Origin of the sequence: Stenotrophomonas sp. GD03794 (assembly GCF_029842145.1) — a bacterium.
Classification (GTDB): domain Bacteria; phylum Pseudomonadota; class Gammaproteobacteria; order Xanthomonadales; family Xanthomonadaceae; genus Stenotrophomonas; species Stenotrophomonas riyadhensis.
In genome coordinates, this window is record NZ_JAOCFV010000088.1 from 1 (window position 1) to 11,430 (window position 11,430).

Here is an 11,430-nt window from a genome sequence, read left to right on the forward strand (position 1 = left end):
TGTCGGCGACTCAGCCACGCATGGCGTGGCTCTACCGTTCCTGCTTCAATGGCTGTCTGCAGGTGTGCGTGTTCGCCACCAACGACTTCGATGGACTACAGAACGGAGCAGGTGTGATCCAGGCGACTTCCGCAGCAGTGATGGAAGACATCGAATGGTATGTCTACCTGCTGACCCTGGGCGACTACAGTCCGCATGCGTTTGTGGACGGCGCGGCTGGCGCAGCAGATCGAGAACGCTGGAGCTTCGCCGTGGAGCTCACCTATCGCTGCCTTTCCTCCGGTCTGTGGCGGCTGACCTACCACGACCTGCTGGCAGATCTGGGGTTTCCCAGCATCGATGCCTTCTGCCACAAGCTCTCGGTTGTCCGTCCGGATCAGCTTTCCGGCGAGGGGCAGGTGCTGTGGCTGGATACCTACATGGAAGCAACGGAGCTGTGCCTGGATCTGGTCTCGCGTTACCTGCGTTCGCAGTCGAGCGATGAGACGACCTTTCATCCAGGATTCTACGATGAGATCGAACGGATGTTCTCCGACGCCGGAGTACCCTGGAGCCGTGGGCCGGTATTTCCCATCGGCTGAAGCACTTCCACGTGTGAACGGTTGCTCGCAGAAGAAGCCTTTTTCCTTCAAGCTATGCTCTGGATCAGGGTGTCCTGTCCCGTTGCCATCGTGAGTGCCCGGTGCCGTAGCGCACTGGAAGGTCCGCCAGAAGTCGACGGGCTCCATGCGAATGCCGCAATGGAACCTGTCGTGATTGAAGGCCAGCGCACGCGGGGAAGCTACTTTGTATTGATTGTCGAAACCTGCGTCGACTGTGTCGGCGAATCACGCTCCGAATTCGGGAGATTCGAGCGGGATGATCCCGTGAGACCTGATCTCGCAGGGCAGTATCGCGCGTTTGCGAAGCTGGCTCTGGGTGGCGGGAAAGTGGGCTCGTGGCATATTTTCAGGATTGGCGGATTCGGTGCCGCACTGATCGTCAGTGGGGAAGTGAAGTCACGCCTTGAGTGGGCTGGCGTGACTGACGTGATCTTCGAGCAGGTCGGGTAGACCGGAAGTGGGACAGGGGTTTCCGTTGCGGCAGCAGGGAATGGGTTTCGAATGACTATCCAGGCAGTTCTCTTTCCCTACTGGACCGGCGATTGCCACGTTCCATCCAGCGAAGAGAAGATCGGTGACGCGCCGGTGGTACACCATGGGCAGGGACGGGGTGTCGGTGAAATCGCAGCGTGGCTGGATGGAGACTTCGGTCATCTCGGGCGCGGAAGCGAACTGCGGACCCGCAGTGCCTTTGCTGCGCCCACAAACGGTGACGAGGGCAGCGCATGCGTCCACTATGGAGAGGGACATGCTGTCCTGCGGGCGGCCGATTTCTTCCTGGTGCATTCGCGATGGAACTCTCAGGACGTTGTCTTGTTGACGCGACCCCAGATACTGGCTGTGCTTGAGGGCTATGCAGTGTTTCGAAGCATGAATCCGCGGAAGAAGCATCGTCCGCCCATGCCGTTCGCCATCGAGTACGAGGCCGAGGATGAAGAGGCGATCCGATTGTTCACCCAGGTTGGGGGCTGCTTCGAACCGGAGATGGATACTGGACCGGAGTACTGAATGACAGCTGCGCGGCTCCGGCACCCTGATATTCCCGCGCATGTGCGCTGCACGAAGGAACGACATGGCGGGCATGAGTAGCGGATCGTGGAAGCCTGCTCCAGGCAGCATGTGCATCGGTCATTGATCGGTACAGGTTCGATCAACCCGAATGGGGACGAAAATGAGTGTCGCAGGTAGACGGACCTTGTTTCTATCAAGCGCCAGTGCACTGGCCTGGCTTTTCCTGCTCGCCCTTTGGGGGGCGGTCACTTTCAATCGGAACACCGACAACTCCCTCGGAATCTACGAGCTGTCCACTGTGCCAGGTGTAGAAGCGCTCTTCTGGGTCTGCTTCTTCGGGCAGCCCATGCTGACCGTGGTGATGTTCATCCGGATGGCGTTGCGGCACCGCTCCGCGTTCTGCGAGATCCCACTCGCGATCGCGGTCTGGGGCCTGTTCCTGTACAACCTGTCGTTCTTTCGAAGTTGAGCGGCACGCCGGCGTTGGCCTGACCAGGTCCTGCTGTCCCTGTGTGGACAGCGCGACCATCGGTGGCGTCGTCCGGCACATGGCCTCGAACGATAGACTCGATCCGTGGTTAGAATCTGCCCATGATCAGCCCCCGCCTCCTGGCTCCCACACTGCTGGCCTTGGCCCTTTCGGCCTGCACCGCCACCGCGCCCGTGCAGCACAACCCGCTCGCCACCTGGGTGCCATCGCCGAACCAGAACGCGCGCACGCCCGTCATCATCGTCATCCACCACACCGAACAGAAATCGGTGCAGCAAAGCCTGCATACGCTGCGTACCGCCAACAGCGGTGGGCCGGTCAGCGCGCACTACCTGATCGGTGCCGATGGCCATCGCTATCAGCTGGTTGCCGATGAGCGCCGCGCCTGGCACGCCGGCGCCGGGCGCTGGGGCACCATCACCGATCTCAACTCGGCGTCGATCGGCATCGAGCTCGACAACGATGGCCGCAGCCCGTTCAGTGCGGCGCAGATCGAATCGCTGATCGTGCTGCTGCGCGATCTCACCACCCGCCTGAACATTCCGCCGCGGCAGGTGATCGGCCATGCCGACCTGGCGCCGACGCGCAAGCAGGACCCGAGCCGGTTCTTCCCGTGGCAGCAGCTGGCCGAGGCCGGTTTCGGCGTCTGGCCGCGCGCGGCCGACGGCGTGGCGCCGGAAGGCTTCGACGCGTGGAATGCGCTGGCCCGCTTCGGCTATCCGCTGGACAACCGCGACGCCACTGTCGCCGCCTTCCACCGCCGCTTCCGTGGCCGCGACGACCTGCCGAAGACACTGGATGCCGAAGACGCCCGCATCCTGCATTCCCTGCTGCTGCAGACGCCCTGATCCGGCGCATGAACGCTTGACCCCGCGCTGGGTTGCCGCCCAGCGGCCGGCACTCCACCATGGCGACATGATCGATTCCGCCACCTTCTTCAAGCGCAGGCACTGCGCCCTGCTGGCAGCGGCCGTGCTCGCCGGCTGCTCCACCACCGCTCCCCGCACCGGAACCGAAGTGCCGACGCCGGTCATGCCGCCCGCGGCTACCTACGCCAAGGTCGCGTGGAGCGCACTGCCACCGGTCTCCGACAGCGATCTGCAGGCCGGCTTCGTTGCCTGGCGCAGCAGCTGCACGCGCCTGAAGAACGATGCGGTCTGGGCCAAACCCTGTGCCACCGCCGCGACGGTTTCGGACAAGGACCCGGCGGCGATCCGCCAGTTCCTGCAGCGCGATTTGGATGTCTATGCATTGCGTGCCGGCGGCCACCAGGCCGACGGGCTCATTACCGGCTACTACGAGCCGATCTACCCCGGCAGTCTTACCCGTACCGACAAGGCGACGGTGCCGGTATACGGCACGCCGGATGATCTGATCGTGGTGCAGCTGGAGAGCGTCTACCCGGAGCTGAAGGGCAAGCGCCTGCGCGGGCGCGTCGAGGGCAAGGTGCTCAAGCCCTATGACGACGCCGGCACCATCGCGGCCAAGGGCGCCAAGGCCCCGGTACTGGCCTGGCTGACCGACCCGATGGACCTGCAGCTGCTGCAGATCCAGGGGGCGGGCAGGGTGCGCCTGGGCGACGGCACGCAGGTACGGCTGGCCTATGCCGAGCAGAATGGCCACCCCTACCGCGCCATCGGCCGTTGGCTGGTGGACCAGGGCCAGTTGAAGAAGGAAGACGTCACCATGGACGCCATCCGCGCCTGGGCCCGGGCCCATCCCGCGCGCGTGCCGGAACTGCTGCGCAGCAACCCCAGCTACGTGTTCTTCGTGCGCAACCCGGACAGCCCGGAGGGTCCACGCGGTTCACTGAACGTGCCGCTCACCGCCGGCTACAGCGTCGCAGTGGATCGCACCGTGGTGCCACTGGGCAGCCTGCTGTGGCTGTCCACCACGCGCCCCGACGGCAGCCCGGTGGTGCGCCCGGTGGCCGCGCAGGACACCGGCGGCGCCATTGCCGGCGAAGTGCGCGCCGACCTGTACTGGGGCAGCGGCGATGCCGCCGGCAAGCTGGCCGGTGACATGAAGCAGAAGGGCAACATCTGGATGCTGTGGCCGAAGGGCATGGCCTTGCCGGCTCAGAGACCGTGATGCCTGATCAATCATTACTCATCCATTGGAGCTTAAGCAATGAGCGCACTGAGGCGTGTACACCAACGTGACTGGGACAACGGTGATTGCGGCATAGCGTGTGTTGCCATGCTGGCGCGCGTTTCCTATGAGGAAGCGCTTGAGGCATTCAGGACGCTACCGGGAAAGGCAAAAGGCACCAGCTTCTTCACTACGCATACTGACATCGCGCAGATGCTGGCGCAGTTCAGTATCGCGACCAAGCGCGTGAGCTTCAGATCATGGCGGGCCATTGATCGACATGCAATTGTAAAAGTTAATCCTTATCAGTCGGGCCGGAGATGGCATTGGGTTGTCCTCGATGCAGGCAGGGACGAGCTCGTCGTTCACGATCCGAAGCCGGGCAAGACGCACTTGATCCGAGACTTTCGTGGGCTAAAGGGAAGTGGCCACTTCATTGCAGTTGCGGACTAGTGTCTGCGGCTGCCGCCTCTGTCCGTCGGTTAGCGGCCGAGACCAAAGCCAGCTGAGTTTTGGAAATGGCCACTCCAAAGTGCGGTGGTCGTCGTACTGGGTGATAATTGTGGCAGTGCCGCGAACCACATCGCGGCGGCCATTCCGAACTTTCCGGCCGCGCCTGCGGCCAGGACCCCTGCAATGACCTACGCAAAGCACAACGCAAAATCCGGTGCGAAATCCGCCGCGAAGAAGTACTACAAGCACTGGGCCGAATCGGGCCTGGGCAAGGGCAACGTGCTGATGGAAGCCCGTGGCGAGAAGATCGTGCGCCAGGTGGAGATCTACGGCACCAAGATGGTCTGGGCCGACGAGCATGCCCACAGCGACGACCGCTTCCTGCTGGCCGACCAGCCGGTGTCGTTCCTGGATTTCGACGAAGACGACCAGATCAGCGCGCGCGAATTCGAAAGCGCCTGGAAGAAGGCCCGGGAAGCCACCGGCTACCCGGTGTAACGCTGCCCGGCCGGGGTCGGAGCCCTTTCCTGACGGAAAGGGATCCGACCCCGGATCCGCGTTTTGCACTACATTGGTGCAATGTCCGACCCCGCGCCCCCACCGTCCCTCGATGCCCTCGGCACGCCGCTGGCCTGGGCCGGGGCCGATGGCTGCATCGCCGGCTGCAATCCGGCCTTTGCCCGCTGGCTGGGCGTCAGCGCCCGGCGCCTGCTGGGTAGACCGCTGGCTGCACTGGAAGTGCAGGGCGAGGCGCTGGCCCACTTCCTGGCCCGCGATGAGCGCGACAGCCTGCGCCTGAACCGGCTGGCGCTGGCGGTGCCCGGCGAGGCGCCGCGCTTCGCCGAGGGCTGGATGAGCCGCCGCGACGACGGCGGCTGGCTGCTGGAGGCACATCCGGTCGATGAATTCCCCGGGCTGGACCCGACCCAGGCCCTGCCCAGCGCGCTCAGTGCGGCGCTGAAGGGCTTGGCCCACGAGCTGCGCAACCCGCTGGCCGGGCTGAAGGGCGCGGCCCAGCTGCTGGCCCGCCGCGCGGCCCAGCGCGACGCCAGCGAACGTGAGCTGATCGAACTGATCGGCTCCGAGATCGAGCGCCTCAACGGCCTGCTCGACCAGCTGCTGTCGCCGGCCCCGGCTGCACCGCATGCCGAACTGAACATCCACGCCGCGCTGGAACGCGTGCTGCGCCTGGCCGAGAACGAGGCCGGCTGGGCGGTACGCCTGCAGCGCGACTACGACCCCAGCATTCCCGAATTCCACGGCGACGCCGACCGCCTCACCCAGGCGGTGTGGAACCTGGTGCGCAATGCGATCCAGGCCGGCGCCGGCAGCATCACCCTGCGCACCCGCGTGGAGCATGGCGTGCGCATCGCCGAGCAGCTGCACACGCTGGCGCTGCGCCTGGAGATCGCCGACGACGGCCGTGGCGTGCCCGAGGAGCTGGCCGAGCACCTGTTCCTGCCCTTGGTCAGTGGCCGCGCCGAAGGCACTGGCCTGGGCCTGGCGCTGGCCCAGCAGGTCGCGCGCGAGCATCGCGGTACGCTGACCTACCGTTCGCGCCCGGGCCATACCGTGTTCACCCTGCTGCTGCCGATCATCAGCGGCGCCGCCCCGGCCGAGGAGGCCCCGCGCGATGTCTGAACCTTCCACCGTCGCACAGCGCATCTGGGTGGTCGATGACGATCGTGCCGTGCGCTTCGTGCTGTGCACCGCGCTGCGCGAAGCCGGCTACCAGGTCGTCGATTTCGACAGTGCCGCCCCCGCCCTGCAGGCCCTGAGCGATGGCCCGCCGCCGGCGCTGCTGTTCACCGATGTGCGCATGCCCGGCGACGATGGCCTGGTGCTGCTGGACAAGCTCAAGAGCGCATTGCCGCAGCTGCCGGTGGTGGTGATGTCGGCCTACACCGATGTGGCCAGCACGGCCGGTGCGTTCCGCGGCGGCGCGCATGAATTCCTGTCCAAGCCGTTCGACCTGGACGATGCCGTGGCGCTGGCCCAGCGTGTGCTGCCGGCAGTTGCACCGGCACTGGCGGCGCCCACACCTACGGCCGAAGCGCATAGCGACCAGCCGCCGCAACTGGTGGGCGATACCCCGCCGATGCGCGCGCTGTTCCGTGCCATCGGCCGCCTGGCGCAGGCGCCGCTGGCGGTGCTGATCACCGGCGAGACCGGCACCGGCAAGGAACTGGTGGCCAATGCGCTGCATCGCGAATCGCCGCGCGCGCAGGGCCCGTTCGTCGCGCTCAATACCGCCGCGATTCCGGCCGAACTGCTGGAAAGCGAGTTGTTCGGCCACGAAGCGGGTGCCTTCACCGGTGCGCAACGCCGCCATATCGGCCGCTTCGAGCAGGCCAACGGCGGCACGCTGTTCCTGGATGAGATCGGTGACATGCCGTTGCCACTGCAGACCCGCCTGCTGCGTGTGCTGGCGCAGGGTGAGTTCTTCCGCGTCGGTGGCCGTGAACTGATCCGCGTCGATGTGCGCGTGGTGGCCGCCACCCACCAGGACCTGGAAGGCCTGGTCGCGCAGGGCAAGTTCCGCGCCGATCTGCTGCACCGCCTGGACGTGGTGCGCCTGCAGCTGCCGCCGCTGCGCGAGCGCCGCGAGGACATCGCGCAATTGGCCAGCACGTTCCTGGCGGCCGCCGCGCGCAAGCTGGATACGCCGCCGAAGCGCCTCACCGCTGCGGCCCTGCAGGCGCTGCGCGAACACGACTGGCCGGGCAACGTGCGCGAGCTGGAGAACGTGTGCTGGCGGATGGCTGCGCTGGCCGCCGCCGACACCATCGGCGTGGCCGATGTCGATACCGCGCTGAACCGCGCGCGGGGCCGCCGCAACAGTGCCAGCGCAGCCGATCCGGGCCAGTGGGAAGCGCTGCTGGCCGAATGGGCGCGCCGTCAGCTGGCCGAAGGCGTGGAAGGGCTGCACGCGCAGGTGCGCGAGCGGGTCGACCATGCCCTGCTGGAGGCCGCGCTGCAGATCACCCACGGCCGCCGTGCCGAAGCCGCTGCCCGCCTGGGTCTCGGTCGCAATACCCTTACCCGCAAGCTGGGCGCCGGGCGCCGCCGCGGGGGCCATTGAACGGTCCCTGCACGCGATCCTCGCGCCCGCTTGCCGAACCGTTGATCGTTCATGGACGATGCCGTCCGTAGTGTCACCTGCAAGGAGTCTTCGATGCGTCTGTCCTTTGCCATCCTGCCGTTGTCCGCCGCCGTGCTGCTGTCTGCCTGTGGCAGCGCACCGAAGAAGGCCGGGCCCACCCCGCCGCCGCCGACCGTGGTCAGCACCGCGAAACAGGGCGAAGCCAACCTGTCGCCGGCCTCGGCCAGCATCGTCAGTGGCCGCATCGCGCTGATGGTGGAGCCCGGTGGCATCCACATCACCGGGCTGATTGGTGGCCTGCAGCCGATGCAGCAGGCCGGTTTCCACATCCACGAGCGCGGTGACTGCAGCGCGGTGGATGCCAGCAGCGCCGGCAACCACTTCAACCCCGGTGGCGCCGCGCATGGTCGCGCCGGCACCGGCAAGCACCACCTGGGCGACATGGACAATCTGCGTGCCGATGCCCAGGGCCGCGCCAACGTCGATATCCACCTCAAGGGCGTTACCCTTGGCGGAGGCGCCGCCACCGATATCGCCGGACGTGCACTGGTCGTGCATGCCAACGCCGACGACTATCGCAGCCAGCCCGCCGGCAATGCCGGTGTCCGCATCGCCTGTGGCGTGATCCGGGTTGTCCGCTGATCACCGCAGGCTTCATCCAGGGAGAGATTCCAATGCGTCTGATCCACACTTCGCTGTTTGCGGCCATCGCCGCGCTGGGCCTGGCGGCCTGCGGCCAGCAGCCGGCCGCTCCGCAGACTGAAACCCCGCCGGCCGCGCCGGCCGAGGGTGCAACCACCGAACCGGCCGCAACCCCGGCACCTGCTGCCGCCCCGGCGGCCGATGCGTCGGCCACCGCCGAGCTGGCACCGACCCAGGGCAACGAGGCCAAGGGCAGCGTTACCTTCAAGGTGGTCGACGGCAAGGTCCACGTGACCGGCCAGATCAGTGGCCTGAAGCCGGGCAGCGAGCACGGCTTCCACATCCACGAAAAGGGCGACTGCAGCGCGCCGGACGGCATGAGCGCCGGCGGCCACTTCAACCCGGGTCACCAGGATCATGGCAATGTGGCCACCGATCCGCACCACGGCGGCGACATGCCCAACATCAAGGCCGACGACAAGGGCGTGGCCACCATCGACGGCCCGGTGTCGAGCAACGTCAACATCGGCAAGGGCGATGACTTCGACATCATCGGCCGCGGCCTGATCGTCCACGCCGATGCGGACGACTACAAGACCCAGCCGACCGGCAACGCCGGCGCGCGCCTGGCCTGCGCAGTGATCCAGAAGGCGCCGTAAGAGCGCTCCTGCTGGAAACGGAAAACGCCGGCGCAAGCCGGCGTTTTTCCTGATCGGTAGTGCCGGCCGCTGGCCGGCAATCGCAGATCCGGAGGTTGCCGGCCAGCGGCCGGCACTACCAACAGGCCACCCGGATCAGCGCGCCAGCAACTCGCGCGCGTCCTGCCCGGCCTCGCAGTGCACGAACAGCACCGGCACGCCGTGCGCTTCCAGCACCGCAGCCATCTGCCGCTGGCGCATCAGGAACTGCTCGTAGATGCCCTTCAGGCGGTCACAGTCGTTCTTGCCGTGATTGTAGTGCGCGCACCAGCCGGCCGGATCGAACAGCGCCATGCGTGCCTCGCCGTGCGTGTAGCGCAGCAGCGGCTCGGGCGCGGCGTTGAGCCATTCGTCCTCGCCCGGGGCCATGATCGCGGTCTCGATCAGCGGCCACAGCGCGGCCAGGCCCTGGTTGTCGTACTGCATCGACATCATCGCGGCCAGGTCGTTCACGGTGAAATAGCGCGCATGCTCGATGCGCGCACCGAAGGTGTTCTGCGCCATCAATGCGGTATCGGCATGCGCCATGCCGTTGGCCAGCAGTGTTTCTTCCAGCGCATTGGCCACTGCGTTGGTGGTGGCCACGTCGCTGCCGGTCAGCAGGAACGGCACCACGCGCAGGCCACCGCCCACCAGGCTGGCATCGGCCTGGAACGGCAGCGGCACGTCACCGTTGGCATCGGTACCGAAGGCCAGCAGGCGCGGGCCCTGGTTACGGCCCGGGGCACGCATCTGCAGTTCTTCCAGGCGGCGATGGATCGGCCAGCCCGGGCGCAGTACTTCGGCCGGGTCGAAATGGGCGGCGGCGAACACCAGGTCCAGCTCGGCCACCTGCGGCACCAGCTTGGAAAGGTCACGGCCGACGCGTTCGGCCAGTTCACCGGCCTGTTCAGCGCTGAGCACCGCCTGGCGGGGGATTTCGCCGCCGGCCAGTTCCAAGGCCAGCACGCCAAGGGCATTCATCGCGGGGTCGGGTTTGCTCATGGTTCCACGGTTGGCCCATCACAGGGCGGCAGCTACACTTGGCTCCATTATGCCTGCTCCGTCGTGCAGGCCATGTTGCAGACACCCTCATCCATGCCAGGTATCTCCATGCCCAACGCTCGTCCCGTCGCCATCCTCGGTGGCGTCCGCATTCCGTTCTGCCGCCAGAACACCGCGTATTCGGATGTCGGCAACCTCGGCATGTCGGTCCGTACGCTGGGCGCGCTGGTCGAACGTTTCGGCCTGCATGGCCAGCAGCTGGGTGAAGTGGCGATGGGTGCGGTGATCAAGCACTCCAGCGACTGGAACCTGGGCCGCGAAGCCACGCTGTCTTCCGGCCTGTCGCCGTTGACCCCGGGCATCACCCTGCAGCGCGCCTGCGGCACCTCGCTGGACAGCATCATCACTGTCGCCAACAAGATCGCGCTGGGCCAGATCGAATCGGGTATCGGTGGCGGTTCGGATACCACCTCCGACGTGCCGATCGTCTACGGCAAGAAGCTGCGCGCGCGCCTGCTGGCCGCCAACCGTGCCAAGAGCACTGGCGACAAGATCCGCGCGCTGACCGCTGGCTTCAAGTTCTCCGAGCTCAAGCCCGAGTTCCCGGGCGTGGCCGAGCCGCGCACCGGCAAGAGCATGGGCGACCACTGCGAGGACATGGCCAAGGAATGGAACATCTCGCGTGACTCGCAGGACGAGTGGGCGGTGTCGTCGCACAAGAAGCTGGCCGCGGCCTATGAGCGCGGCTTCTTCAACGACCTGATCGCACCGTTCCGTGGCGTCGAGCGTGACAACATCCTGCGCCCGGATACCTCGCTGGAAAAGCTGGCGACGCTGAAGCCGGCGTTCGACAAGGTCTCCGGCCGCGGCACGCTCACCGCCGCCAACTCCACCCCGCTGACCGACGGTGCCGCCGCGGTGCTGCTGGCCAGCGAAGAGTGGGCGCGTGCACACGGCCATGAGCCGCAGGCCTACCTGCGCGATGCGCATGTCTCTGCGGTGGACTTCGTGCATGGCGAAGGCCTGCTGATGGCGCCGACCGTGGCGGTGCCGGAGATGCTCAAGCGCAACGGCCTGACCCTGCAGGACTTCGACATCTACGAGATCCACGAAGCCTTCGCCGCACAGGTGCTGTGCACCCTGCGTGCGTGGGAGAGCGAGGACTACTGCCGCAACCGCCTGGGCCTGGATGCACCGCTGGGCCGCATCGACCCGGACAAGATCAACCTGCTGGGCTCGTCGCTGGCCACTGGCCACCCGTTCGCCGCCACCGGCGCACGCGTGATCGCCACTGCCGCCAAGCAGCTGGCCGAGCGCGGCGGTGGCCGTGCGCTGGTGTCGATCTGCACCGCCGGC

Annotated in this window: 14 protein-coding genes; 13 read left to right on the forward strand and 1 reads right to left on the reverse strand. The window is 66.7% G+C overall.

Annotated features, from left to right (window positions below):
* From N5D91_RS23655 to N5D91_RS23710, 12 genes are all read left to right on the forward strand, one after another.
* Positions 1 to 581: hypothetical protein (locus N5D91_RS23655; RefSeq protein WP_279922762.1), on the forward strand; the 581-nt coding region annotated here is incomplete at its 5' end.
* A 54-nt stretch (positions 582 to 635) separates the two neighbouring features.
* Positions 636 to 1,052 (forward strand): DUF1629 domain-containing protein, encoded by a 417-nt coding sequence (locus tag N5D91_RS23660; protein WP_324187365.1) that lies wholly within the window; start codon positions 636 to 638, stop codon positions 1,050 to 1,052.
* A gap of 51 nt (positions 1,053 to 1,103) precedes the next feature.
* Positions 1,104 to 1,610 (forward strand): hypothetical protein, encoded by a 507-nt coding sequence (locus N5D91_RS23665; protein WP_075675710.1) that lies wholly within the window; start codon positions 1,104 to 1,106, stop codon positions 1,608 to 1,610.
* 163 nt (positions 1,611 to 1,773) lie between these two features.
* The gene (locus tag N5D91_RS23670) at positions 1,774 to 2,082 is read left to right on the forward strand and encodes a hypothetical protein (RefSeq protein WP_162621982.1); all 309 of its coding nucleotides are present in this window, start codon (positions 1,774 to 1,776) and stop codon (positions 2,080 to 2,082) included.
* A gap of 122 nt (positions 2,083 to 2,204) precedes the next feature.
* A complete protein-coding gene (locus N5D91_RS23675) occupies positions 2,205 to 2,951 on the forward strand; it encodes an N-acetylmuramoyl-L-alanine amidase (RefSeq protein WP_180855024.1) in 747 nt (248 codons plus the stop codon).
* Between the two features lie 67 nt (positions 2,952 to 3,018).
* Positions 3,019 to 4,194: an MltA domain-containing protein gene (locus N5D91_RS23680; RefSeq protein WP_180855025.1), complete on the forward strand. Its 1,176-nt coding sequence runs from the start codon at positions 3,019 to 3,021 to the stop codon at positions 4,192 to 4,194.
* Positions 4,195 to 4,233: 39 nt separating this feature from the next.
* On the forward strand, positions 4,234 to 4,647 hold the full coding sequence (locus tag N5D91_RS23685) for a cysteine peptidase family C39 domain-containing protein (RefSeq protein WP_164162644.1): 414 nt from the start codon (positions 4,234 to 4,236) through the stop codon (positions 4,645 to 4,647).
* 183 nt (positions 4,648 to 4,830) lie between these two features.
* Positions 4,831 to 5,145 carry a hypothetical protein gene (locus N5D91_RS23690; RefSeq protein WP_180855026.1) on the forward strand — a complete coding sequence of 105 codons (315 nt, stop codon included), beginning with the start codon at positions 4,831 to 4,833 and terminating at the stop codon, positions 5,143 to 5,145.
* An 81-nt stretch (positions 5,146 to 5,226) separates the two neighbouring features.
* Positions 5,227 to 6,288 carry an ATP-binding protein gene (locus N5D91_RS23695; protein ID WP_014035517.1) on the forward strand — a complete coding sequence of 354 codons (1,062 nt, stop codon included), beginning with the start codon at positions 5,227 to 5,229 and terminating at the stop codon, positions 6,286 to 6,288.
* Complete coding sequence (gene ntrC, locus N5D91_RS23700) at positions 6,281 to 7,729, forward strand: nitrogen regulation protein NR(I) (protein ID WP_180855643.1); 1,449 nt, start codon at positions 6,281 to 6,283, stop codon at positions 7,727 to 7,729. Before N5D91_RS23695 ends, ntrC begins: the two co-directional genes overlap by 8 nt.
* Positions 7,730 to 7,822: 93 nt before the next feature.
* Positions 7,823 to 8,392, forward strand: coding sequence for a superoxide dismutase family protein (locus N5D91_RS23705; RefSeq protein WP_180846205.1), 570 nt, complete (start codon positions 7,823 to 7,825; stop codon positions 8,390 to 8,392).
* 32 nt (positions 8,393 to 8,424) lie between these two features.
* Positions 8,425 to 9,051: a superoxide dismutase family protein gene (locus N5D91_RS23710; RefSeq protein ID WP_110710699.1), complete on the forward strand. Its 627-nt coding sequence runs from the start codon at positions 8,425 to 8,427 to the stop codon at positions 9,049 to 9,051.
* Between the two features lie 135 nt (positions 9,052 to 9,186).
* Here N5D91_RS23710 and N5D91_RS23715 read toward each other — a convergent pair whose 3' ends face one another.
* Positions 9,187 to 10,074: a hypothetical protein gene (locus N5D91_RS23715; protein WP_110710700.1), complete on the reverse strand. Its 888-nt coding sequence runs from the start codon at positions 10,072 to 10,074 to the stop codon at positions 9,187 to 9,189.
* Between the two features lie 93 nt (positions 10,075 to 10,167).
* Between N5D91_RS23715 and N5D91_RS23720 the strand changes: the two genes are divergently transcribed.
* Positions 10,168 to 11,430 (forward strand): acetyl-CoA C-acetyltransferase (locus N5D91_RS23720; RefSeq protein ID WP_279922763.1); only part of this gene is annotated, 1,263 nt, incomplete at its 3' end.

Coding starts and splice junctions, on each gene's coding strand:
- N5D91_RS23660 (WP_324187365.1), top strand. CDS start 636: ATGCTCTGGATCAGGGTGTCCTGTCCCGTTGCCATCGTGAGTGCCCGG.
- N5D91_RS23665 (WP_075675710.1), top strand. CDS start 1,104: ATGACTATCCAGGCAGTTCTCTTTCCCTACTGGACCGGCGATTGCCAC.
- N5D91_RS23670 (WP_162621982.1), top strand. CDS start 1,774: ATGAGTGTCGCAGGTAGACGGACCTTGTTTCTATCAAGCGCCAGTGCA.
- N5D91_RS23675 (WP_180855024.1), top strand. CDS start 2,205: ATGATCAGCCCCCGCCTCCTGGCTCCCACACTGCTGGCCTTGGCCCTT.
- N5D91_RS23680 (WP_180855025.1), top strand. CDS start 3,019: ATGATCGATTCCGCCACCTTCTTCAAGCGCAGGCACTGCGCCCTGCTG.
- N5D91_RS23685 (WP_164162644.1), top strand. CDS start 4,234: ATGAGCGCACTGAGGCGTGTACACCAACGTGACTGGGACAACGGTGAT.
- N5D91_RS23690 (WP_180855026.1), top strand. CDS start 4,831: ATGACCTACGCAAAGCACAACGCAAAATCCGGTGCGAAATCCGCCGCG.
- N5D91_RS23695 (WP_014035517.1), top strand. CDS start 5,227: ATGTCCGACCCCGCGCCCCCACCGTCCCTCGATGCCCTCGGCACGCCG.
- ntrC (WP_180855643.1), top strand. CDS start 6,281: ATGTCTGAACCTTCCACCGTCGCACAGCGCATCTGGGTGGTCGATGAC.
- N5D91_RS23705 (WP_180846205.1), top strand. CDS start 7,823: ATGCGTCTGTCCTTTGCCATCCTGCCGTTGTCCGCCGCCGTGCTGCTG.
- N5D91_RS23710 (WP_110710699.1), top strand. CDS start 8,425: ATGCGTCTGATCCACACTTCGCTGTTTGCGGCCATCGCCGCGCTGGGC.
- N5D91_RS23715 (WP_110710700.1), bottom strand. CDS start 10,074: ATGAGCAAACCCGACCCCGCGATGAATGCCCTTGGCGTGCTGGCCTTG.